The organism is Alteromonas sp. 5E99-2 (assembly GCF_017368475.1).
Taxonomy (GTDB): Bacteria; Pseudomonadota; Gammaproteobacteria; order Enterobacterales; family Alteromonadaceae; genus Alteromonas_F.
The window spans coordinates 33,365-57,595 of sequence record NZ_JAFNJE010000009.1; the positions used below are offsets into that span (position 1 = coordinate 33,365).

General features: G+C 40.2%; 22 protein-coding genes. 15 read left to right on the forward strand and 7 right to left on the reverse strand.

Annotated features, from left to right (window positions below):
• Positions 1-5: 5 nt before the first annotated feature.
• Positions 6-1,739, reverse strand: coding sequence for an ABC transporter transmembrane domain-containing protein (locus J3L16_RS10455; protein ID WP_207612929.1), 1,734 nt, complete (start codon positions 1,737-1,739; stop codon positions 6-8).
• Positions 1,740-1,935: 196 nt separating this feature from the next.
• Here J3L16_RS10455 and rpsP point away from each other — a divergent pair, with 196 nt between their 5' ends.
• From rpsP to rplS, 4 genes are read left to right on the forward strand one after another with little or no spacing between them, the layout of a single operon-like run.
• Complete coding sequence (gene rpsP, locus J3L16_RS10460) at positions 1,936-2,187, forward strand: 30S ribosomal protein S16 (protein ID WP_207612930.1); 252 nt, start codon at positions 1,936-1,938, stop codon at positions 2,185-2,187.
• Positions 2,188-2,197: 10 nt separating this feature from the next.
• Positions 2,198-2,716 (forward strand): ribosome maturation factor RimM, encoded by a 519-nt coding sequence (gene rimM, locus J3L16_RS10465; protein ID WP_207612931.1) that lies wholly within the window; start codon positions 2,198-2,200, stop codon positions 2,714-2,716.
• The gene (trmD, locus tag J3L16_RS10470; protein WP_207612932.1) at positions 2,716-3,486 is read left to right on the forward strand and encodes a tRNA (guanosine(37)-N1)-methyltransferase TrmD; all 771 of its coding nucleotides are present in this window, start codon (positions 2,716-2,718) and stop codon (positions 3,484-3,486) included. The genes rimM and trmD overlap by 1 nt, the downstream gene beginning before the upstream one ends.
• Positions 3,487-3,504: 18 nt before the next feature.
• A complete protein-coding gene (gene rplS / locus J3L16_RS10475) occupies positions 3,505-3,864 on the forward strand; it encodes a 50S ribosomal protein L19 (protein ID WP_207612933.1) in 360 nt (119 codons plus the stop codon).
• A gap of 61 nt (positions 3,865-3,925) precedes the next feature.
• Here rplS and J3L16_RS10480 read toward each other — a convergent pair whose 3' ends face one another.
• Positions 3,926-4,393: a hypothetical protein gene (locus tag J3L16_RS10480; RefSeq protein WP_207612934.1), complete on the reverse strand. Its 468-nt coding sequence runs from the start codon at positions 4,391-4,393 to the stop codon at positions 3,926-3,928.
• A gap of 277 nt (positions 4,394-4,670) precedes the next feature.
• Between J3L16_RS10480 and J3L16_RS10485 the strand changes: the two genes are divergently transcribed.
• Complete coding sequence (locus J3L16_RS10485; RefSeq protein ID WP_207612935.1) at positions 4,671-6,506, forward strand: peroxidase family protein; 1,836 nt, start codon at positions 4,671-4,673, stop codon at positions 6,504-6,506.
• A 32-nt stretch (positions 6,507-6,538) separates the two neighbouring features.
• On the opposite strand, the gene J3L16_RS10490 is transcribed toward J3L16_RS10485, so the two are convergent.
• On the reverse strand, positions 6,539-6,904 hold the full coding sequence (locus J3L16_RS10490) for a cupin domain-containing protein (RefSeq protein ID WP_207612936.1): 366 nt from the start codon (positions 6,902-6,904) through the stop codon (positions 6,539-6,541).
• Between the two features lie 144 nt (positions 6,905-7,048).
• Here J3L16_RS10490 and J3L16_RS10495 point away from each other — a divergent pair, with 144 nt between their 5' ends.
• Together J3L16_RS10495 and def are read left to right on the forward strand one after the other, a co-directional pair.
• Entirely contained in the window at positions 7,049-7,621 is a 573-nt protein-coding gene (locus J3L16_RS10495) for a DUF1456 family protein (RefSeq protein WP_207612937.1), read from the forward strand.
• A 26-nt stretch (positions 7,622-7,647) separates the two neighbouring features.
• Positions 7,648-8,169 (forward strand): peptide deformylase, encoded by a 522-nt coding sequence (gene def, locus J3L16_RS10500; RefSeq protein WP_207612938.1) that lies wholly within the window; start codon positions 7,648-7,650, stop codon positions 8,167-8,169.
• A gap of 4 nt (positions 8,170-8,173) precedes the next feature.
• Here the strand turns inward: def and J3L16_RS10505 are convergent, their stop codons facing one another.
• Positions 8,174-8,803: a LysE family translocator gene (locus J3L16_RS10505; protein ID WP_207612939.1), complete on the reverse strand. Its 630-nt coding sequence runs from the start codon at positions 8,801-8,803 to the stop codon at positions 8,174-8,176.
• Positions 8,804-8,966: 163 nt separating this feature from the next.
• On the opposite strand from J3L16_RS10505, the gene J3L16_RS10510 reads away from it, so the two are divergent.
• From J3L16_RS10510 to J3L16_RS10525, 4 genes are all read left to right on the forward strand, one after another.
• On the forward strand, positions 8,967-9,809 hold the full coding sequence (locus J3L16_RS10510; protein ID WP_207612940.1) for an MOSC N-terminal beta barrel domain-containing protein: 843 nt from the start codon (positions 8,967-8,969) through the stop codon (positions 9,807-9,809).
• Between the two features lie 129 nt (positions 9,810-9,938).
• Complete coding sequence (locus tag J3L16_RS10515; protein ID WP_207612941.1) at positions 9,939-10,478, forward strand: DUF2780 domain-containing protein; 540 nt, start codon at positions 9,939-9,941, stop codon at positions 10,476-10,478.
• A gap of 401 nt (positions 10,479-10,879) precedes the next feature.
• Positions 10,880-12,004 carry a hypothetical protein gene (locus tag J3L16_RS10520; protein WP_207612942.1) on the forward strand — a complete coding sequence of 375 codons (1,125 nt, stop codon included), beginning with the start codon at positions 10,880-10,882 and terminating at the stop codon, positions 12,002-12,004.
• A 12-nt stretch (positions 12,005-12,016) separates the two neighbouring features.
• The gene (locus J3L16_RS10525) at positions 12,017-12,436 is read left to right on the forward strand and encodes a phosphate ABC transporter substrate-binding protein (protein ID WP_207612943.1); all 420 of its coding nucleotides are present in this window, start codon (positions 12,017-12,019) and stop codon (positions 12,434-12,436) included.
• A 124-nt stretch (positions 12,437-12,560) separates the two neighbouring features.
• On the opposite strand, the gene J3L16_RS10530 is transcribed toward J3L16_RS10525, so the two are convergent.
• From J3L16_RS10530 to J3L16_RS10540, 3 genes are all read right to left on the reverse strand, one after another.
• Positions 12,561-13,766, reverse strand: a complete 1,206-nt coding sequence (locus J3L16_RS10530; protein ID WP_207612944.1) for a response regulator — start codon at positions 13,764-13,766, stop codon at positions 12,561-12,563.
• A 66-nt stretch (positions 13,767-13,832) separates the two neighbouring features.
• The gene (locus J3L16_RS10535; RefSeq protein ID WP_207612945.1) at positions 13,833-15,284 is read right to left on the reverse strand and encodes a GTPase/DUF3482 domain-containing protein; all 1,452 of its coding nucleotides are present in this window, start codon (positions 15,282-15,284) and stop codon (positions 13,833-13,835) included.
• Complete coding sequence (locus J3L16_RS10540; RefSeq protein WP_207612946.1) at positions 15,215-16,318, reverse strand: DUF2868 domain-containing protein; 1,104 nt, start codon at positions 16,316-16,318, stop codon at positions 15,215-15,217. Before J3L16_RS10540 ends, J3L16_RS10535 begins: the two co-directional genes overlap by 70 nt.
• Before the next feature lie 554 nt (positions 16,319-16,872).
• On the opposite strand from J3L16_RS10540, the gene J3L16_RS10545 reads away from it, so the two are divergent.
• The 4 genes from J3L16_RS10545 (at position 16,873) to tyrA (ending at position 24,223) form a co-directional block, all read left to right on the forward strand.
• Complete coding sequence (locus J3L16_RS10545; protein WP_207612947.1) at positions 16,873-20,970, forward strand: ExeM/NucH family extracellular endonuclease; 4,098 nt, start codon at positions 16,873-16,875, stop codon at positions 20,968-20,970.
• 25 nt (positions 20,971-20,995) lie between these two features.
• Entirely contained in the window at positions 20,996-21,544 is a 549-nt protein-coding gene (locus tag J3L16_RS10550) for a hypothetical protein (protein WP_207612948.1), read from the forward strand.
• Between the two features lie 424 nt (positions 21,545-21,968).
• Positions 21,969-23,060: a 3-deoxy-7-phosphoheptulonate synthase gene (locus tag J3L16_RS10555; RefSeq protein ID WP_207612949.1), complete on the forward strand. Its 1,092-nt coding sequence runs from the start codon at positions 21,969-21,971 to the stop codon at positions 23,058-23,060.
• Positions 23,061-23,077: 17 nt separating this feature from the next.
• On the forward strand, positions 23,078-24,223 hold the full coding sequence (gene tyrA / locus J3L16_RS10560; RefSeq protein ID WP_207612950.1) for a bifunctional chorismate mutase/prephenate dehydrogenase: 1,146 nt from the start codon (positions 23,078-23,080) through the stop codon (positions 24,221-24,223).
• The last annotated feature ends 8 nt before the right edge of the window (positions 24,224-24,231 follow it).

Here is a 24,231-nt window from a genome sequence, read left to right on the forward strand (position 1 = left end):
CATACTTATTTCAGTAACTGCAATTCGGTGTACTTTTTATAAATTTTACTGGTTTTAACTAGGCTTTCATGAGAGCCAATGTCTTGAATTTTGCCATTTTCCATTACCACTATTTTATCAACGTCTTTCACCGTAGCTAATCTGTGGGCAATCACTAGAGTTGTTCTGGACTCCATTAAACTTCTGAGGGCCGTTTGAATATGGGATTCACTTTCTGCATCTAACGCGCTGGTGGCTTCATCGAGTAACAATACAGGGCTGTCTGCTAATATTGCTCTGGCTATTGCAATCCGTTGTCGCTGACCTCCTGATAAGTTAACACCTCGTTCACCTAAAAAGGTGTCATAGCCATTAGGCAATTTAACAATAAACTCGTCGGCATAGGCTTGTTTCGCTGCGTTTTTTACTTGCTCTAAAGTCGCGTTTGGGTTGCTATAGCGAATATTATTAATAATTGTATCGGCAAATACCACGGCTGATTGATCGACAACGGCGATGCCTTGGCGCAGCGCTCTTAGCGTTAAATGTTGAATATCTTCGCCATTAATTTGAATAGTACCCGAAGATGGCTGCCAAAATCGCAGTAATAAATTAAACACTGTGGTTTTTCCAGAACCGCTAGGGCCAACAAGAGCGACTTGTTCTCCTGCTTTTATTGACAGTGAAAAGTCGTTAAACAAAGGATTTTTGGGGTCATACCCGAATTTAATGTTAGAGAATTCAATAGTGGGGGCTTGGTTAAAAATAGAAGGTTGATCGTTACTTCCTTCTTTAATTGGATTTTCAGTCAATAGTAATTCGTGTAAACGGTCGCTAGCGCCTGCACCTCGTTGAATATCGCCGACGACTTCACTAATGGTAGCAATGCTGCCGCCAGCAACCACTGCATAGAATAAGAATGCGGTAAGTTCTCCTACACTTAAACGATTATTAATGACTTCTGATATTCCAAACCAGCCAATCATCACCATAGAGCCCATGCTTAACCCCATAATTAGCGCAATAAGCCAGGCTCTTAATTTGATGCGAGAGACTGCGGTGGTCAAGGCGTCTGATACCTTGGCCTGGAAAACAGTGTTTTCTCGTGATTCTGCGTTATAGGCTTGTACTGTGGCAATTTCATGAATACTTTGGTCAATATGGGCGCCTAAATCAGCCACTCTATCTTGGCTACTACGAGCAAGCTTTCTGAGCTTTGGTGCTAAAAAGCGAATGGGCAATAAAATAAAAGGGACACTAATCAGCACGGCAACGGTAAGTTGTATGCTTGCCGTTAACATGAGTATGAGTGCACCAATGAAGGTAACAGCCGAGCGTATAGCCATTGAAAGGCTAGATCCTATAACGGTTTGTAACACACTGGTGTCGCTGGTAAATCGAGATATGACTTCGCCTGTACGAGTATTGGCGTAAAAAGAAGGACCAAGGGTAAGCATATGCTGGTAAACCTGAGTTCGAATATCTGCGCTGACTTTTTCGCCAAGCCATGTCATATAATAAAAGCGCCAATAGGTTGCAATGCTGATTATCAGTATCGACACCGCTAATCCTATACCCGCATAGCCCAACACTTGGGTATCACCATTTATAAAACCAGAATCGATGCCGTATTTTAATCCTTGGCCTAGCGCAAGCCAACCTCCAGAGCCAATAAATAAAGCGATAATGGCAATCAGTGCTTGATAACGATAGGGCATAATTAATTGCTTATACCAAGAAACAAGAGATGTGCTTTGCATTTTTAACGGCGCTCGTACAACAGAGGTTTATCGGAAGATAAGACGGAGTTTATCGCATATTTGCCATCGAAGTAATTTAACTTGTGTTTATTTTGTATGCGCGTATAATTCTGCGGCCTTTCGTTCCGTCTTAACGAAACGAAAGGTATGTTAACAGTAACGCTACAACGATTTATCCGAAAGGATTGAGGCATTTATGGTTACTATTCGTTTACAGCGTGGTGGCGCAAAAAAGCGTCCATTTTATCAAGTTGTTGTTGCCGACAGTCGTCGCGCAAGAGACGGGCGTTTCATTGAAAACATCGGTTTCTTTAACCCAACAGCACGGGGTCAAGCTGAGCGTCTTCGCTTAGATCTTGAACGTGTTGAATATTGGGTAAGCAAAGGCGCGAGTTTGTCTGATCGCGTAACAAGCTTGGTTAAAGATGCACAAAAAGCAGCTGCATAAGTAGAGTAAAATGAGTCACGCGTCTGACAATGTGGTAATTGGCAAAATTGGAGCACCTCACGGTGTGAAAGGTTGGGTCAAGATACATAGTTTTACTCAGCAGCAAGACGGTGTGTTTTCTTATCAACCTTGGGTTGTAGGTGAGCGCACAGTCGAAGTTGAGCAATGGAGAGTACAAGGTAACGCATTTGTTGCAAAGTTAGTTGATGTGGATAGCCGTGAAGCGGTTGATGCATTGAAAAACTTTGAAATAGAAGTTGCGGCAACCTTGTTACCTGATTTAGGTGAAGATGAGTTTTATTGGCGCGACCTGAAAGGGATGCGTGTAGTGAATCTTAGTGGCTATGACTTAGGCCTTGTACAAGAGGTATTCAATACCGGTGCAAACGATGTGCTTCAAGTCAAAGCGAATCCTAAAGATGCCTTTGGTCAACGAGAGCGACTAATTCCTTTTGTATTTGACCAAGTGATAAACAAGGTTGATACAGAAGAAAAGGTGATAACTGTCGACTGGGATCCAGGGTTTTAATGACCTTAGACGAGCACTCTAAATGGTTTGGTATTGTCAGTTTGTTTCCTGACATGTTTGATTCTTTTTTTAGCCAAGGTGTCTTTGGACGTGCGGTAAAAAAGAGTCAAATTCAAACTCAAGTGTTTAATCCTAGAGATTTCACTCATGATAAACATCGAACGGTCGACGATAGGCCTTACGGTGGTGGTCCTGGGATGTTAATGATGGTGCAGCCTTTAAATGACGCACTCTGTGCTGCTAAAAAAGCAGCTGGAGAAAACGCCCATGTGGTGTATATGTCGCCCCAAGGTAATCCATTGGATTATCAAGGTGCAAAGCAACTGGCTAAACATAAAAAATTGATTTTATTGTGTGGTCGATATGAAGGTATTGATGAACGCATAATCGAGAAACACGTAGACCAACAAGTGTCTATCGGCGATTACGTGTTAAGTGGTGGTGAATTGCCAGCCATGGTGTTAATGGATGCAGTATCTCGTTTGGTTCCTGGTGTTTTAGGACACGCTGAATCAGCGAACGAAGATTCATTTACTCAAGGTTTGTTAGATTGCCCTCACTATACCCGCCCAGAACATTGGGATGGGAATTCGGTACCAGAGGTTTTGCTTAGTGGCGATCATAAAAAAATTAGACAGTGGCGTTTGCAACAAGCCTTAGGGCAAACCTTGCTTAAGCGCCCTGATATGTTTAACAACCTAGCTCTGACTGAGGAGCAAGCTGAACTTTTAAAGGCATTTGAAGACAGTTTGCAGCAAGATGACAGTTAACTAGGAAGAGAGGATATGATGAGTAAAGTTAGTCAAGATATCATCAAGAAAATTGAAGAAGCACAGTTAAAAACTGATGTGCCAGAATTTGGCCCAGGTGACACTGTTATTGTAAAAGTACGTGTGAAAGAAGGCGAAAAAGAGCGTCTTCAAGCATACGAAGGTGTGGTTATCGCTAAGCGTAACCGTGGATTGCACTCATCGTTTACAGTTCGTAAGATTTCGAGCGGTGAAGGCGTAGAGCGTGTGTTTCAAACACATAGCCCGGCAGTAGGTTCTATTGAAGTGAAACGCCGTGGTGCTGTTCGCCGTGCGAAACTTTATTATCTTAGAGATCGTTCAGGTAGATCTGCACGTATCAAAGAGAAACTTAACTAATATTACTAATTCCGCGTTACTGTTAACATTAAAAAGCCCGCTTCAAGCGGGCTTTTTTGATTTAAGACATTTCAATTTCACCATAAATTTCATTTATACCTCTGGGGATGTAATCAATAGCGTCATTGTCGAGCATATTATATAGCCCGTTTAAGGTTGTTAATTCAAACGTACTTAAGCCGCTATCTTTTAATATTTTCGTGGTTGCCCAACCACTGCGAACGCCTCTAGCTAGCCGTTTCAAATCATCTAATGTGGAAACCTTGGCAAATTTATGTAAGTTCTTCTTGTGAATTGCTCGGGTAGGGGGTGTAGGTAACTCAATAATTTTAATTTCGTAGGGACCAAACTCTTCAATGGTGGCCTCTAAAGCGGCTTCTAAAACTGTGGCTCGGTATTTTGCTCGAAAGTCATTGCTTAAGCCTCCAGTGTTCATTTTCACTATATCAACACCATAAGCTCTGCTGAGAGAGAGAGTTGATATTAAAATTAATAATAAGATAGACGAACCAATATTAAATTGACTCATGCGTTTAACTTTAATCCCTCAAATTTAAAATAAAATAGCTTATTTGAATCAATAATAGCAACAATGTTCACAATAACGCTAGAAGCAAAGGGAGAACAAGTAAACAGCTGTAATTTCAACTCAGCAAAGAAAGCGTAATGTTTAATGCCTTTAGTAAGAACAAACTGTGTTTATTCTGCGTAAAACCTCCACATTATTTTTAACATTTTATTGTCATAGTTAATGACAGTAACAAGTTAGATCTCAATCTTAATTGACTAGTAATCCGAGGTTAACAATGAAAAATAATCGTCACATTTCACCCATTTCTTTCGCTTTATTTATCTTACTTCAGGCCTGTGGTGGAGGAAGCAGTACAACTGAGAATGATAACGGCATTGAGCCCACAGATGGAGTCACTGTAGGTGACAACGAAACAACACCGGTTACAGATGAAGCAAGCGTAAATGATCGCGACAGACAAAGAACTCGCTCTCCCCAAGGGATCAGCGATGATGTAGACAGCCGCAGATATAATGCGCGAACCCGCAATGCACGGGCTGTTTTTCAGTTAAATGAGGAAGATTTTCGAGAAATCCGTTCTTATGACGGCTCAAGCAATAATATTGACAACCCTGATTGGGGTTCTAATTTTTCTCATCTACAACGTATTGGAGAGGCAAATTACACTGATGGTATTTCCTCTATGGCGGGAGACCCGCGAAAAAGTGCCCGTGAGGTGAGTAATTTAGTGGTCGCACAAAGTGAAGGTGAGAGCATACTTAATACCTATGGAACCTCTGATTATGTCTGGGTGTGGGGGCAATTTATTGATCATGACTTTGGCATTACTGATGGCAGTGAAGATGAGCCAGAAAATATCCTTGTACCCACAGGGGATGTATTCTTTGACCCAGAGGCTACGGGTCAGGTTGTTATCCCGTTTAACAGGGCTATTTACGACCCTGATACAGGAACCAGTGTCGAAAATGTAAGGGAGCAAGAAAACGAGATTTCTTCTTGGATTGATGGCTCTATGATTTACGGCTCAGACGATAATAGAAACGCTGTATTGCGAGAAGGAAGCAATAGTCCTTATTTAGCGACAAGCGAAAATAACCTGTTGCCGTTTAATACTGAGGGGCTAATAAATGCAAACGGCTTTATTGCAGAGCCAGAAACGTTATTTTTAGCCGGTGATGTACGGGTGAATGAACAAGCTGGTTTGGCTGCTATGCATACCTTGTGGGTCAGGGAGCATAATCGGTTGGCATCGGTGCTAGAAAGACGAAACCCAGAAGCGTCACCTGATACGATTTATGAGCAAACACGACGTTTGGTTATAGGTATGGTGCAACACATTACCTACAATGAGTTTTTACCTGCGTTAATCGGTGAAAATACAATGCCAGCATATTCTGGTTATGATGAAAGTGTGAATGGTAACTTGTTCAACGAGTTTAGCAGTGCAGCGTTTAGGCTTGGGCATAGTGCGGTAAATAATACATTTTTACGAGTTGATGCGGATGGTAATACCATAGCTGAAGGTGATTTGGCATTGAGAGATGCCTTTTTTACAGCTCATCTGTTATTTACAGAAGAAAACGATATCGATCCTTTGTTACGAGGTTTTTCAATTCAAACCCATCAAAGGTTTGATAATCAGGTGGTAAATAATTTGCGTAATTTTTTATTTGGAATGCCTGGTGCAGGAGGGTTCGACCTAGTGTCTCTTAATATTCAGCGGGGAAGGGATCACGGTTTACCTACCTATAACGACGTGCGTGTGGCCATGGGGCTTGAGCCAGTAGAGTATTTCTCTGATATTACCGACAATACCAATTTGCAAATGCAATTATTCAATGCCTATGAAAGTGTTGAAAACATTGACCTTTGGGTTGGTGGACTATCAGAAACACCACTGGTTGAGCAAGGTTCGCAGTTAGGTGAATTGTTTACCGCGATCAATGTATTGCAATTTGATACGCTGAGAAAAAGCGACCGATTTTGGTATGAAAATACATTAACTGAAGAAGAAATTCAGTGGGTAGAAGCAACACGCCTTGCTGATGTTATTCGCAGGAACACGAGTATAGATGAGGAAATATCCGATACCGTATTCTATGTAAATTAACTATGGACCCCGTTGATTAACAAACAATGGGGTTAAATCCAAACATCATTTTGAGCAATGAGGTCGGTGTTATTGGTTTCTCCTGTGTTTATAGTGCCTTTAGGCTCCACAAGCATGACTTTACATTGCTCAATCGCCGAAGGCTTGTGTTCTACGCCTTTGGGAACGACAAACATTTCTCCGTCATTGAGATGTATTGTGCGATCTCTTAGCTCAATGGTTAATTTACCTTCAAGTACAATAAACACTTCATCTGTTTCAGCGTGAGAATGCCATACAAACTCTCCTTCTATGCGGGCGAGCTTGAATTGGTAATCGTTCATTTCAGCAACAACCTTGGGGGAATAAAGATCTGAAAAAAGCGTGAATTTTTCTATTAGATTAACTGGTTTTTGCATGTTTTTAGTTTTTAGCTTGTATAATAAGGGGAAAGCTTAGCACGAGTGAATGTTGAGCTTCAAAAAGGCTGTTGGTTACCACGTCATTACTATAAGCTACAGCCACTTTTTTCTATGATTTTTTCTTAAATAGGGCCACCTTTTATGATCCATAACGACGTTTTACGCCGCCTTAGATATGCATTGTCTATTAATGATACGGCAGCGGTAAGCCTATTTAAGCTAGTAGAATACGATATGGACCTTGATTACCTTCGCTCAATAATGAAAAAAGAAGGGGAAGAGGGGTATCTACCTTGTAGAGACAAAATTATTTCGCTATTCCTAGATGGCCTTATTATTAAAAACCGAGGCAAACAAGAAGGTGTTAAGCCTACCGTATTAGCTAGCGGCCAAAGGTTGAGTAACAACGAAGTGCTTCGTAAAATTCGCATAGCGATGAGTTATAAAGACGATGACATGATTGATATTCTTGCTTTGGCAAACTTCAGAATAGGCAAAAGTGAATTTTCTGCACTGTTTCGTAAGCCCGATCATAGAAATTACAAAGCCGCAGGGGATCAACTTGTGCGCAATGTATTGCAAGGCATGGTTAAAAAGTACAGACCTGACGCTGCAAACACGGCACATACGAAAGAGCAAGTGAAAGACAATATTAAGGCAAAAACCCAAGCCCGTAAAAATAAACCCAATAAGCCTAATTCAATTTGGGGCTGATAGCTCATCGATCATTAGGAGGTTTTATGAACATTGCGTTGGTAGGAGAAGCTATTCTTAAAACACCTGCATTGCCAGTTGAGACAAGTCATATTGTTTCTGAGTCGTGTCAGTCATTTATATCATCACTTATGCAAACTATGCTCAACGCTAAGGGAATTGGTATTGCAGCTCCTCAGGTCTTTGATTCAAGAGCAATTATGATTATTGCCTCTCGGCCTAACGAGCGTTATCCCACAGCGCCAGTTATGGATCCTTTAGTGTTAATTAACCCCACAATTACGCATTATAGTGAAGCGCAAACAAAAGATTGGGAAGGGTGTTTGTCGGTGCCATCACTTCGTGGGAAAGTAAAGCGCTCTGTGTGGGTTGATGTACAATTTCAAGATCGTGAAGGCACGTTTCAACAACGTCGTTTCGAAGATTTCGTTGCGCGTATTTTTCAACATGAATACGACCATCTTATAGGCAAAACATGGTTAGATCATATTGAATCAGCAGATGATATTGTCGCTGAATCAGTACTATTTAAAAACGGTTCTACTTAACGAGCTATCGCTCGGATGTCAGCAACAAAGCTCCTGCGCTTATAAATAATCCACCAGTGATTCTATTGAGTGTTTTCATTCGATTATTATTTGCTATCCATGATGCTGATTTCGTCCCTAAATAAGCGTATGTGGACAGCCAAGAGAGCTCTAATACGGCAAAACTGAATACCAACAACAGATATTGGGGAAGTAAGGGGGAACTCATATCAATAAATTGAGGGAAAAGCGCAGTAAAGAAAATAAGCGCTTTTGGGTTGGTTGCGCCAACTAGAAAACCACTGGTAAAAGCACTTTTATATGAATGATTTGACTTGACTGATTTCAGTGTTGTGGTGTTTTGGTTGTTGAACGACGCCATAATGTTTTTGACCCCAATAAATACAAGGTAGCCTGCTCCGAGCCATTTAATAATGGCGAAAACACTCTCTGAAGATGCAATAACAAGACCTAAGCCAGTAAAAGATAGAGACATTATTCCTATTATGGCAACTAAACTGCCCATTGCTGCAAACAAAGCGGTTTTAAAATTATAGGAAATAGAGTGAGTTACACACAGTAAAACAATGGGGCCAGGTGACGCAGTAAGAACGAAAATTGCCGCTAAGTAAACGAGATAGGTAGTCAAATCCATAGAAGGTCAATCTATAAAAAGAAACGATTTTCCACTATACATTATTTTAAATTTGTTGCGCTAAAAGAGTTTACAAGCAGCTTAGATATACCCTAACCTTGTTGCAAATTTGATTGGTGCTCAGTTTTTATTGAAAGCAGTGCTATATCTTCGAACAAGGTAAATGAAAAGCATGAAAGGCTGTATTCAACAACTAACGATTTATCCTGTGAAATCCTGTGCTGGAATTGCTGTAGATTCAGCGAAAATGACGCCCTTTGGTTTAGAGGGCGATCGGCAATGGATGATTGTGGATGAGTCGGGAAAAATGCTCACTCAAAGAGCAAACGCAAAATTAGCCCTTATTCAGCCTAGTTTTTCTAATAAGGGCTTAGTGTTATCTCACCCGAATGCACCTTCAATTGAAGTAAAACCTAATTTAGAAACGACTCCAGTACTAGTTTGGAGAGACTCGGTGTCAGCTTTTATGGTCAATCAAGATGTTAATGATTGGATTACTGAGGTTTTAGGCAGTGATAAGCCTTTGCGTTTAGTGAAGTTTGATAATCAGAAAATAAGAGAACCTGGAAGTGTTGAACGCTTCGGAGAAACAGGAAAACATTTCGCTGACGCAGCGCCTTATTTAGTTGCGAATGAGGCATCGTTAACTAGTTTAAATGGACTTCTTTCTGAAGAAGGAAAGTCACAAGTCACTATGCGAGCCTTTAGACCCAATATTGTTGTATCGGGTATTGCCGCTTTCGATGAGCACGCAGTGTCTTCAATGGTTTTCAATTCAGGTGCGAGTTTAGTTTGTGTAGATCATTGCCAGCGTTGTATTGTTATTACTATCGACCCAGATACAGGTGTTTTGCAAAAAGATCGGGTCCCTTATGATGAACTTGCATCAATTAATGGTATGCCAAATAAACCAAAGGCAGCGGCATTCGGTGTTAATGCCACTTTTTCAAGTAAAAATAAAACGTTAGAAATTACGGTTGGCGACAGCCTTGAATACGTTTATTAAGCCATTTCTTGTCGAAACAAAAAAGCATTAACTTGGTGAGAAAGCTTAGTAACAAAACCCATAATATGTTTCAATTGAGTGTAGATATATTTTTACAGCACAAGAATACTAATTTAAGAGACATCTAAAATGAAAAAAATCACACTAATTTGTTTTACCCTTGGTCTTTCACTAAGCGCAAATGTACATGCAGAAGGTTGGCTTGACTCAATCAAATCAGCATTGGGTTTTGAAACCACATCTACAGAACAAGCGCCACAACTATCTGCTGAAGGCCTTCTAAGTTCATTAACTAGTAACTTGGGCGTAAATAGCGAGCAAGCTGAAGGTGGTTTAGCCTCCTTGTTTAATTACGCAAAAAATAATGTAAGTTCAGATACATTTTCTTCACTAACATCTCAAATTCCTGGTATTGATGGTTATTTAAGCAAATTGCCTGATACAAGTAACTTAAAGCAAGACGGTATCAGCGGGTTACTAGAGCAAGCTGCGCAATACAGTGATTCGTTGAAGTCTATCAATGAGCTAAAAAGTCAGTTCGAGGCATTGGGTTTAGATACCGATATGATCTTAAAATACGTTAGTCAAATGCAAGCGTATTTAGACACAGAAGAAGGGCAAAACGCCAAACAATTACTTACTCAAAGCTTTTCAAGTTTATCACTTTAATTAAAACCTAAAGGCCTCATTGAACAGTATTGAGGCTTTTCCTTTTTTACAATTTCTACGATTATTGCTCTCATTTTAATCATGCTTGTTAGATCCTTGTTAGAAGTTTTAATTAATTTAATGTTAATATTCAATCTCTTACCTTTTTATATGCTTTTGTCGTTTAATTTTCATTAGCGCTTATTGTTATTTGTCCTACGCTTAATTCAAAATATCAGTAACCCCTTGTTCTAAGGCTTTATGCATTACAGCAAGTGGCACTTTTATTTTTCATGTTTTTTGACAAGTCGAACTGGGTAAGTGATTCCTGTTCTTAGAATAAAAACATACTAATTATTAAAAATAACTGTGCAGTTAAAGTGGATAAACCCATTTTAAAAACTTCACTTGGAGCGATAATGATGAAAATAAAACACATTTCTAAGTTGATTTTTGTTTTAGCACTATTTCATAGCAGTGCTTGGGCAGATGTAAGGGTAAATGGCTTTGCGTCATTTGTTGGTGGTATTACGTTAGATGACGACGAAACGCTGTTTGGATATACCAGCGATTTTGACGCAGATCCCGATACTCTTGTTGGTATTCAAGGAACTGTTGATTTAGCTGATAAGTTTACTAGCACTGTTCAATTAACTGCTAGAGGAGCTGAAGATTACGATGTAGACTTAGAGTGGGCTTATATCACTTATAACTACAACGAAAAAACGGCAATTAATTTAGGCCGCTTGAGAGTGCCATTTTTCAGCTACTCGGATTTCTTAGACGTTCGTTATACTTATTACTGGATACGCCCGCCTCAAGATGTTTATGGCGTTTTAGTTCAAAACATAACAGGTGCGAGTTTACTTTATTCGGATTCTTATGGAAGTTGGGATGCTACATTCCAAGTGGTAGCGGGTGCATCTGATGGCGAAACAGCCGTTGGCGACACGTTTGACTCTCAAAACTTTTTCGGTGGTTCAGTTCAGTTAGAAAAAAATTGGTTTTCTGTACGTGCTGGGTATTTTCGTAACAAGTTATCAATTAATTCAGCTGCCTTTCAAGGTGCAAGTGATGTTATTGCAAGCACGGGCGCTACGGAATTAGCAAGCCGTGTTTTAACACAAGATGATACTGCGACGTTTTCTCATATTGGGTTTAAAGTTGATAATGGCTCTCTCATTATTAATGGTGAATGGCGTCAAATTTATTTCCCTGAAGGTTTACCTCAAATTCCTACTGCTTGGTATTTATCAGCAGGGTATCGCATAGGTAAATGGACTCCAAATATTACATATGAAGAGTTAGACGTTGCTTTACCTGGTGGGAATCAAGCATTAATTGATGCCGCTGCACCACAGGCAGCTGCTATTGCAACTGGGTTGTTTAGCGCATTTCAAGAAGATCGTGAAACCATTAGTGTTGGAATTCGTTATGAGTACTCTTCAAATATAGCGTTCAAAGTTGATTACACCACAAGAGACGATAATCTTTCATCTACGGATGATGCAGATTTGATTTCTGTTGGTGTAGATTTACTTTTCTAAGAGGACATATTCATGAAATTATTTAATTCAGCGCTTTGTGGTTTGGTATTACTTAGTATTGCGTCATTCGCTCAAGCAGACATAGCTGTGATTGTTGCAAAAGATAGTGGACTAACAGCCTCAGGCGATCAAATTCCACGTATTTTCTTAGGTAAATTGAAGAATTTTGACAGTGGTGAAGTAGCGACTCCTATTTACGCTCAAGATGAGAATCCTTCTCATAAAGAATTTAACAGTAAAGTGCTTAAAAAGTCTGCTGGTCAGCTTAAAGCTTATTGGTCTAAATTACTTTTCTCTGGGAAAGGCGCGCCACCAAAAGAGTTTGCAAGTGACGCGGATATTATTAATGCGGTTGTTGCTAATAAAGGAACTATTGGTTACATCTCTGCAGCTTCTGTTACAGATGGCGTTACTGTAATAGGTACGTATTAGTTTAATCAAAAAAGATTAAAATGAGCCAGAAAAAATGGGGACTTCAATGATTGAAGTCCCCATTTTTACAAACTAAATCGAACAACCCCTACTTTTACTAAATCACTCATTTCATTACTGCTGGCTACTTTTTCTTCAAAAGAGAAATGTCATATTTTTTGTAAAGCTTAATGATAGTATCTCTTGTTAAAGGCTTTATTAAGTACTCACTTGCACCCATTTCTGAGGCGGTTTTAATTGACTGTTTGTCACGGTTCGAGGTTAGAACAACTTTCGGAGTGTTGGTATTTTTGTTTTCTGAATTTCTTATTTGATCGATAACAAATAAACCATTGCAATCATTTAAGTGAATATCAATTAAAACTAAATCGTATTCCTCGGCATTTAGCGATGCTAGCGCTCGTCTACCCGAGCTTGTGGTATCGACTTTGGCTAAGAACATTTGTAGCGTTTTTACTGAAACACTAAGACTAATAGCATCGTCATCAACAACGAGTATTTTGGGAATTTGAGGTGTTTTAGTTTCAGACGGTGAGGGGATTGGAGCGTTGTGTAAGTTATTAAACTTAGGCTCTGCGTTTTCTTTTTCTGAAACAGGTAGTGCTTCAGTTGCATTGGTGCTGCTAATATCACTTACAATGTGCTCTAGTAAGGAAATGGCTTTGTCTTGAAGTTGGAGCAAAATAGGCCTGATTTCATCGGAACGAATAGCAGCCAATGTGCTTTTTAGCTGCTCCATATCTAGCTTCACATCTTGGTTCGCTTGGATTTTTTCAGCAGCATTGTCTAAGGCTTGGCTAACGGTTTTTATGGTTTGTTTAAATTCAGATTTTAGATTCTCTTTACGCACTATGCCTTTTTGAACAATGTCTTTTATTTTTTCGGGCATATCATCTATTTGGTCTTGAATCATTTCTGGTTTTGCTGTTTTCCGCGTCATGCCCATTTCTTTTAATAGATGATCGCAAATCATAATGGGTCTATGGGTTTCATAAAGGGGGCGTGAAACGATGTAATCGTCAGCGAATCCAGCTTTAAATGCGTCCCAAGCGAGCTTTTCGTCACGACGAGAAACTAATGGGACAAACGCATGTTCAGGCAAGTCATCATCGGATATTAAACTTAAAGCATGATAGTAAATGGCTAAAGAGTGTTTAAAGTTTTCAGAACTGACTAACACAATTTTGGCGAATCCTTCTTTTAAGTGCATTGCGATATCAGAAGGTGAAGACACTATTACTATATTCTTATAGACGCCGGTTAAGGTTTCTATTAACAGCGATTCTGCTTCAGTATCTTTACAATATATAATGAACTTAATGTTGGCCATGGCGAAATTATCAATACTTTTGTTGTAATAACTAAAGTATTGACGCAGCTTGTTAATTTATCCAGTTTACTTAAGATTAAACAGAGGTAATAATAACTCGTCTAAGTTATTGACTGACTTTTGCTTTACTAATCGATTACAACCATTGAATATCGCCTTTCGGGCGTCTGTATCTAGTAATTCAAGCTGTTTTTGAAAATCAAAAGTGGATTGGGTTAACATTCTTCTATCAGCATGATTCAAATTAATTATTTGCTGATAAAGGTGAAGGAAGCGGCCGATGACTACAAAAGGAAAGTTTCGATTCGTGATCGGGCCAATCTTGGCTTGAAAGCCACCTAAGGGCAAACCTTTTATACGAGCGTTCAGTAGTGAATTGGCCCCTATCCAAGCCCCTGTTGCGCCAATTAAACCACCGCCAATCGTTCCCATCATTAAACTGGAGCCTGCGATAGCCGCATCTAGCATAGCACCACTTGCTGCTCCTGCAATTGTAGAAGCTGAAACAAGCTGTTTTTTATTGAGTCCCCATGCATACCACTCTTCACAATCAAATAAGTCAGGTGGAAGGTCTAGATCTTTAAGAGAAAATGCTGTTTTACTGTGGCAATATAAAGCTAGCAATTCTTCTATTGCATTATGTTCTCGTGTTTTCATCCATTGCGTGTAATTTTTCATCACAACGGGCTTTAGTTTGGTCGCTTGTGTTTTTGTTACTGCTTTTTGATGAGTTTGATGTGCACACAAATCTTCCAACAAATGAGCTAATATAGTAATACTTTCGCTTTTCTGCGAATGCCTTTTATTGACTAAGCCATCAGTAATGCGGTTCAGTGAATCTGCCCACTGCGGATTTAAATAAACAAATGTTTTGAGTAGTTCTATTTGTTTATCAAAGTCAGCGTTGAATGGATTAAACAAGCGGACAGATTTGAAATACTGAGCCAAAGCACTGCTCCATTCATCAACAAATTGGCCATTTTCGATTGGGTTGATTAACGCCATTGAAGGCTGACCTGTCCAGCGAAGTATTTCCATTTCCGATTCGTATTCCACACCATAAGGCCTTGAACCGTCAACGACATAAAGAATGGCGGCACCGTTAACTATAGGCGTGAGTAATTCGACTTCGTCTCTAAACTCTTCTTGGCACTGAGGAGAAGAAATAAATTCGTAAAGTGTTTTAGCCCGTTCACTGGCATTTTGGCAGTGCTCATTTAACCACTTAAGTACACGAGTAGGGCGTTGAAAACCGGGAGTATCAATAAGTTCGTAGTAACCTGAATGTGTTTCGACTGTATATGTTGTCGCATGTTCAGTTGTGCCGCTTCGGTTAGATATTGCAATGGATTGGTCGTGAGACAGAGTTGAAACAATTGAAGACTTCCCTTTATTCGGGTGGCCTACAACAGCAAACTGAGGGTGCGTATTTGTCTTCATATAGTATTTTAACTCTTCAGCCAGCTTGGGGGTTGATACAGCGACCAGTTTGGGTGTTCGTTGGTAAATCGAATCCATTCTTGTAAATGAGCTCTTGATGGGGGAGATGGAGTATTTTCATGGATATCAATGGGAAATATAAAACCGCTGCCCAGTGTGAGAAAGTCGCTTAATTCACCTAATGGTGGTTCCCATGATTTAGTAATGACAAGTACATTTCCTTCTTTATATTCTCTTATTAATTCGGTTTGAGGCTCTACAATTGTGCCGGTTAGCAGAACTTTTGCATTGGAAGGAATAACAAGTTCGATTGAGTTCAGGTTTGCCCAATTGATTATACCAATATTGGGAGGTAACGATGAGCAAATGGCACTTTTGGGCTTTTCGTTTTTTGTACCTTCGCCGAATTTAGCATGGGTTTTAGTGCTAGATGAATCTTTTTGATATTTTACTTCTTTTGTTAAAAGAAGATAACCCGCAAGTAACATAGTTAGACGTATTAATACACCGTAAACCAACTGGGTTAACAGGATAAATTTCCACCATGAACCATAAATTAGCGTGTTTTCATAATAAGTATCTAGTCGGCTGTCTTGGGTTAATTGTACCAATTTTAATGAGGGTTGTGCGTCGAGGTATAGCCACCAAGGAATAGCAATATAGCTGAGTAGGGCATGAAAATTGTTGTCGCTAATGATAGTACTTCGCCAGACAAAATTAACGTCAGTGATAACTAGCATAAGTAAAAAAACACTCATACCTCCTAGCGTGTAAAAAAGCGCAACTCCTTGAGTTTGATAAAAAAACCATGTCCCACTTACTGTTTGTTGATGCATTTGACGTATATGAGTATGAAATGACGCTGGCCAAAAAGGCAATAGGGTGAATACGTTAGCGATATTGGAATTACTCTTTAAGCTTAACGAGATTGCTGAATAGAGAGCTCCGGCAACAGGTACCAACCAAAATATGAACAATAAGTATAATAAATTTACTCTACCGAAGTTATCGCCGCTCATTACCGTAAAACTGCACATGGCACCCGTAATAAAACCAAGTACTAAAAAAGGTTTAGATAACACTGTGATTTTTTTAGACGCAAAGAAAGACACCAATAAACCTTGAACTAATGAAAAATAGATAATTAATGGTGGAGTGTAACAAAGATTGCGTTTTTCACGATGCTAATATTGTTATCGAATATGAATGATACCGTTAAACATGTATTCAATGTTCGTTTTTTGTTCAATTGATTTTATCAGTTAGTATAAAAATACAACTTTTACAAGAATACAGGTTAATTTTTTATTTTAACGTTTTGTCAGGTTTTTTTACGATATTGGGAATGTTGTAAATAGTAAATATACAGCTTTATAGGTAAGAGTAATCAGAGTTTCAACTTATAAAATCAAATTGAGTAGTGTCTATTTTTTTTACAAAATAACATTACTTTTCCTTTGAGTAAGGTTATCTAAATCAGCCATTTGGTTTGCTTATTTGACGTATTCTTACTGCCACATTACTGTCACAAAAGTGACATATTTGACGGGTAGCGTCACTTCATCCACCTGAACTTTTGTTCAGTAGATATAACAATAAAAAACAAAAATTAAGTGGCATTTGATTAGGTTTTAAATGAGCACATAAACAATGGTAGGAGAACGATATGTTTAAACCTGTTTTATCTGTGTTGGCACTTGCAGTATCTGCATCGGCGGCCGCACAAACAACAAACGACCTTGTGATCACTGGCGTCATTGACGCAGGGTTATCAGGTGGAACACCTAAAGCGGTCGAGTTATATGTCGCAAATGATATTGCCGATTTAAGCCGATGTGGCATAGGTGCAGCCAATAATGGTGGTGGAACAGACGGACAGGAGTTTACTTTTCCTAATGTAACTGCTTCTGCTGGGGACTACATATATATTGCTTCGGAAACAGTTCAATATACTGCTTTCTTTGGTGAAGCGCCGGATTATATATCCAGTGCCGCTAACGTTAATGGTGACGATGCCATTGAGTTATTCTGTGACGGAGCTGTAGTTGATGTGTTTGGCGACGTAAATACAGATGGAACTGGACAACCATGGGAGTATTTAGATGGTTGGGCATATCGGAATGCGAACACTGGGCCAGATGGCGCTGTGTTTACTGTTGGCAATTGGACCTTTAGTGGTATTAATGCCTTAGATGGTCAAACAACTAACGCTACTGCATCAACGCCATTTCCTAAAGCGTCATTTGACGGCTCTCAAGACAATGATGTTGTTGATACAGCACCGCTAGTTTTCAGCACGTCACCCGCTGATGGTACAACAGGCGTATCAGTGGATAGCAGTATTACTGTTAATTTTAGTGAAGCCGTTTCTGTTGCTACGTGGAACGCACTAAGTTGTGACGTAAGTGGCGATATTGCTTTAACTGACAGCACAGATAATGATATAGAGTACGTTCTTACACCGAGTTTAAATTTAATTGAAGGTGAAACATGTTCACTAACAATTTCAGCAGATGACGTGTCTGATTTAGATGGCACCGAAACGAACAATTTAGCAGCAGACTTCACATTTAGCTTTACAGCAGCCGAAGAAATTGTAGATACAGGTAATTTGCCAGAGCAAGGCGACTTGGTATTAACGGGTATCGTTGACGGTTCACTTTCTGGTGGCTTGCCAAAAGCAATAGAAATTTTTGTTGTAAATGATATTGATAACCTTAGCCTGTGCGGAGTTGGTTCTGCTAATAATGGCGGCGGCTCGGGTGGGCAAGAATTGACATTCGATGCAGTGTCAGCTTCTGCTGGTTCATACATTTACATTGCAACAGAAGAAGTTCAGTTTACTGAGTTTTTCGGTTTCACTCCTCAATATACCAGCACAACTGCTGCAGGAATCAATGGCGATGATGCGGTAGAGCTTTTCTGTAATGGCGAAGTGGTTGATGTCTTTGGCGATATTAATGTCGACGGTACAGGTGAACCTTGGGACTATCAAGATGGTTGGGCTGCTCGTGTTGCTGGTACTGGCCCAGATGGTGAAACTTTTGTATTAGACAGCTGGACTTTTAGCGGAACTGATGCGCTAGATGGCGTTACAACCAATGCTACTGCTTCGAACCCTTTCCCAATTGCAAGTTACTTTGTTCCAGAACAGCTAGTTATCTCCGGTGTATTTGATGGGCCTTTATCTGGTGGCTTGCCAAAAGCAATTGAAATTTATGCGGTATCAAATATCGAAGATTTGTCTATCTTCGGTCTTGGTGTAGCGAATAACGGTGGTGGCTCTGATGGTTTAGAGTATAACTTCCCTGCTGAATCGGCGAGTGCTGGAGAGTATATTTATATCTCAACAGGTGTTGAAGATTTCAATACTTACTTTGGTTTTGAACCTGATTTCACAAATAATATTGCCAATATTAATGGTGATGACGCAATTGAGTTATATAAAGACGGTGAAGTAGCAGATACCTTTGGTGACGTTTTACTCGACGGTACAGGTGAGCCATGGGAATACTTAGATGGTTGGGCGTATCGCGACAGTGGCACAGGACCAGACGGCGGAAGTTTTGTTTTAGACAGCTGGTCATTCAGTGGTGCAAATGCCATCGATGGCGACACATCAAATTCAACTTCAAGCACTCCATTCCCGATCGCTCAGTTTTCTACCAGCGGAAATAACAATGGTGGAGATAATGGTGATGACGGAGACGACGGTGTTGTTGTCGTTGACCCAGGTACTGAAGTTAAAATTAGCGACGTACAGGGGTCAGGTCCAGCGAGTCCATTGTTAAACCAAGTTGTTATTGTTGAAGGTATCGTTGTTGGCGATTACCAAAATGGTGAAGCCGGTTCAAATGGCGACTATGACGGTTTCTATATTCAAGAAGAAAGCGTTGATTTTGATGAAAACCCACTGACCTCTGAAGGTATTTTTGTTTTCGACGGAACGGGCGACATTGTTGACGTACAAGTTGGTGACAAAGTACAAGTTACAGGTACCGTTGCTGAATTCTTTGAAGAAACTCAAATTAGTGCAGTAACCAGTGTTACGGTAACAGCGACAAATAGCCTTGGTGAAACCGAAAGAACATCAATTACTTTACCTACTGAAGACGTTATTGCCTCTGGCAGTGGTGATTTCGTTCCTGATTTAGAGCGCTATGAAGGTATGTGGGTGCAATTTGCACAATCACTTACGGTTACTGAAGTGTTTTCATTAGACCGTTTCGGAGAGTTAGTGCTGACTGAAGGCGGGCGATTGTTCCAGTTTACGCAAACTAACCGACCTGATGAAGCCGGTTACAATGCGTATTTAGAAGACATTGGAAGCCGCAGCATCACCCTAGACGATGGCTTAACTGTACAAAACCCAGCTGATATTCGTTATCCAGCACCAGGTTTGAGCACGTCTAACTATGTACGTATTGGTGATGAAACCACTAACATTGAAGGTGTGTTGCGTTATTCTTTTGATGTATACCGCTTAGTACCTGCAGATGTAGAGCCTGTGTTTACGCAGTTTGCTCGACCAGAGCGTCCTGATGTAGGTGGAACGCTATCGGTTGCTAGCTTTAACGTATTGAACTTCTTCAACACTTTAGATGAAGGTAGTAATACCTGCTTCATCGGTGGTGGAACAGGTGAATGTCGTGGGGCTGATAACCAAGTTGAATTCGACAGACAGCTTGAAAAATTGGTATCGGCTTTTGTTGAGTTAGATGCGGATATTATTGGCTTAATTGAAATAGAAAACGACATCGTTGAAGGTGAAAACAGTTCTGTTGCAGAGCTAGTTTCAGCAATAAATGCCGACCCTCGTGACCGCAGCTGTGCACAGTTCGATTACGTAGACCCAGGTGTTCGCGTAGGGACTGACGCCATTGCAGTTGGCTTTATGTACTGTGCAGACACAGTTGAAATCATGAATGGTGATGCCATGGCTATCTTAGACGATAGTAACTTGGCTGAGTTAGGTTTAAGCGAGCTAGATCCTTTATTTAGCGGTGGCGGCTCTAACCGTGCAGCACTGGCTACAACCTTTACTGAAATAGCGTCAGGTGAATCACTTACTGTTGCTGTTAATCACTTTAAATCAAAAGGTTCTGGCTGTGGCGCAGGTGATGACGATACGACAACGGGACAAGGTAATTGTAACCTTACACGTGTTCAAGCATCGACAGCCTTGCATACATGGTTAGCAACGGATCCTACTGGTTCAAACGATGACGACTTCTTAATCATTGGTGACTTAAACGCCTATGCACAAGAAGACCCACTTGTTGAATTAGAAGAAAATGGTTTTACCAATGTCATTACTGACCCTGAAGCCTATTCATTTGTGTTTGACGGTCAGTCAGGTAACTTAGATCATGGCCTAGCCAGTGATTCATTACTTGAGCAAATTACCGGTGCTGAAGATTGGCATATCAACTCAGATGAAGCCATTGGCCTTGATTACAATACTGATTTTGGTGAAGAGGCGCGTTTACGCATCTTTGATGGCGAAGTGCCTTTCCGTTCATCGGATCACGACCCATTAATCATCGGCTTTGCACTAACGTCGGATAACGGCGACGTTGATGTGCTTGGTGATTTTGATGGTGATGGTGACGTTGATATCCTTGATATTCAAGGCATGTTCTCAGCGATAAGCCAAGGTGTTGAGTTAGATAGCTCGTTTGACTTAAACCAAGATGGTTCGATTAATATATTTGATGTTTTTGTTTTGTATAACCTGTGCTCACGCACAGGGTGTGCAGCGTAGTTTTAGTGAAATTAGGATAAATAAAATGAAAAAATTATTAGCAATGTGTGCCTTTTTAGCGTGTTTTAACGCAAATGCAGGTTTAATTGAAGTGTCTACCTCAGACAGTGTTGTTGAAGTTGGCGATACCTTAACCGTGACGTTAACAGGAAGCGGCTTTACTAGTGTAAATTCGTTAAGTTTGATGTTTGATTTTGACACGAGCGCGTTTTCGTTTGACGCGAGTTCTTTAACTTTGAATACAATCCTAACAGGATTTTCTGCTCCTGTATTATTGCCGGGCATAGATGTAGCAAGCGGCATTAGCCTTGGGTTTTTATCAGTATTTGCTCCGTTAACTGATTTTGAGTTTAGTTTTGATTTGTCTGTTGATGCATTAGGCGAGGGCAATTTAGGCTTAAGTTCTGTGACCGCAGGCTTCCAGGCTCTTACTGGGGGGTTACCAATACTTGAGGATGCAATTACTGTCGGGGCAAGTGTTGAATTTGCTAGCACCACAGCGGTATCTACACCAGCAACGTTTGCTTTGTTCGGTGTTTTAGGATTATTTGTAATGATGCGCCGTAAAGCCTAGTTAATAAATAAATGTTAACCCTAGGGTATTTATTAGGGGAACAGTAAAAAGCGGCCTTCTTAGGCCGCTTTTTTTATGTATTTAACTTGAACCCTGTTTAAGGAATGGTGCAAGTGTTTGTTTTAAAATGCTAATTTCAATCTTGATACTCGGTGCTGTTAGAATTGTGAAGTACAAGGCGTAAAAGTCATGTAATAGTGATTCTATTACTGGCTTTTACAACGCAGCAATTCGCAATTCTGGCAGTATTGAGCGCCGTTTCTTAAACAGGGTTCAGGTTATTTAAAAAAGACCGCTTGCTTAATTCTCTAGTTGTTGTTACAAAGTCAACCCTAATTAGCTATGAAATAATTTTCCAGTGTAAATATAAGTGTACACTGTAATTGCCAGTAGTAGTAAAACCCGAATTTTAAGAGCAATATAGATGCAAAATAATACCCTTAGTGATGTTCATGTAAGTGCTGAGAATGTCCTAGTTACTCCAGAAAAATTGGCACAAGAATTACCCGTTTCAGATCGCGCATTAACGGCAATTGGGACTGCAAGAAAAGAAATTAGCGATATCATTCATGGAAAAGATCATCGCTTGTTAGTGATTTGTGGCCCTTGTTCTATTCACGACGTAGATGCTGCAAAAGACTATGCACTGCGTTTGAAAGCACTCCGAGAAAGTTCAATTGATACTTTGTATATCGTAATGCGTGTGTATTTTGAAAAGCCAAGAACAACGACTGGGTGGAAAGGCTTGATTAACGATCCTCACCTAGATGGTAGTTTTGATATAGAAGGTGGTTTAAGAAAAGCTCGAGAGCTGCTTATTTGGTTGGCAGAACAGGATATTCCTGTGGCTACAGAAGCTCTTGATCCTATTAGTCCTCAATACTTAGGTGAGTTGTTTAGTTGGGCGGCAATTGGTGCACGGACATCTGAATCGCAAACTCACCGAGAAATGGCTAGCGGCTTATCTATGCCCGTAGGCTTTAAAAATGGTACTGACGGAAGTTTAGGTATTGCTATTAATGCATTGAAATCTGCTGCATCGCCTCATAAATTTATGGGGATTAATCGAGCAGGTCAAGTGACTGTAGTGGCCACACAAGGTAATCCAGATGGTCACGTTATTCTACGTGGTGGAAAGCAACCTAATTATAATACTCAAAGCGTTGCAATATGCGAAGGTGAACTCGAAAAAGCAGGTTTGGCGGCAGGTTTAGTGGTAGATTGTAGTCATGGTAATTCTAATAAAGATTACCGTAACCAGCCGCTTGTTGCCGGCGATGTTGTCGAACAAATTTTTAATGGAAATCAATCTATTATCGGCATTATGCTAGAAAGCCATATAAAAGCAGGAAATCAAAACGGTACAGACAAAACGCTGGATGAGTTAGAATATGGTAAATCTATTACTGACGGGTGTATCGATTGGGATGCTACCGAATTATTAATTAATGCGGCTAAAGATAAATTGCAGACTGTCTTGCCAACGAGATTGTCAGTTACATCTGAAGTTGCTTAACGTACAACAGTGGTTGAATGAACAAAGACAAACAACAAGCTGACCTTGATATCGCATTGCGTCAATGCCGAGAGGGTATTGACGCGGTAGATAAGCAATTGATTGAGCTTCTTGCTAAACGAGCTGAATTAACTACGGAAGTAGGAAAAATAAAATCTCAATCTGGGATGCCTATTTATGTGCCAGAAAGAGAAAAGCAGCTTATTGCGGCGAGGCGAGCACAAGCGGAAGAGCTAGGTGTTTCCCCTCAGCTGGCAGAGGATTTATTACGCAGAATGATGCGTGAATCTTATGTCACCCAAAATCATAAGTTTGTAAAAGCAGATAAATCTATAAACAATATTGTTGTTGTTGGTGGTAAGGGCGCATTGGGAAGAGTGTTTGTCGGACTGTTTGAACGCAGCGGTTATACCGTTTCTATTGTAGAGAAAGACGATTGGGATACAGCTGATACACTTTTCACAAATGCCGATTTAGTCCTTGTCTCAGTGCCAATCAATTTGACCGAAACTATTATTGGCAGACTTACCAATCTTCCCGTTAATTGTGTACTGGCTGACGTTACCAGTGTCAAAGATAAACCACTCTCTGCAATGATGGAGGCTCATGCTGGTCCAGTTGTAGGTTTGCACCCTATGTTTGGTCCTGATTCACCGGGAATGATCAAACAAGTGGTCGTTGTGTGCAACGGTCGTATGCAAGAGCAGTATCAATGGCTGGTGGACCAAATGACAGTATGGGGTGCTACTTTGTATGAAAGTAGCGCACAAGAACACGATAAGGCCATGTCGTTTATTCAAGTAATGCGTCACTTTAGCTCCTTTGTTTACGGCACGCACTTAGCTGCTGAAAATCCTGATTTACAAATTTTGCGTGATTTTAGTTCACCGATATATCGATTAGAGCTGGCTATGGTAGGGCGATTATTTGCCCAAGCTCCACAACTATATGCAGATATCATTTATAACAACCCCGAAAACGTTGCTTTACTTAAACGTTTCCATACTCGCTTTGGTGAAGCTCTGGAATTTGTTGAAAATGGCGACAAAGCATCATTTATCAAAGCATTTTTGAAAGTGGGGCACTGGTTTGGTGGTTACGCTAAAAAATGTTTAATAGATAGTAAGCAATTATTATTGAAAGCTAATGATGATAGAGCCTGATTGTGGCG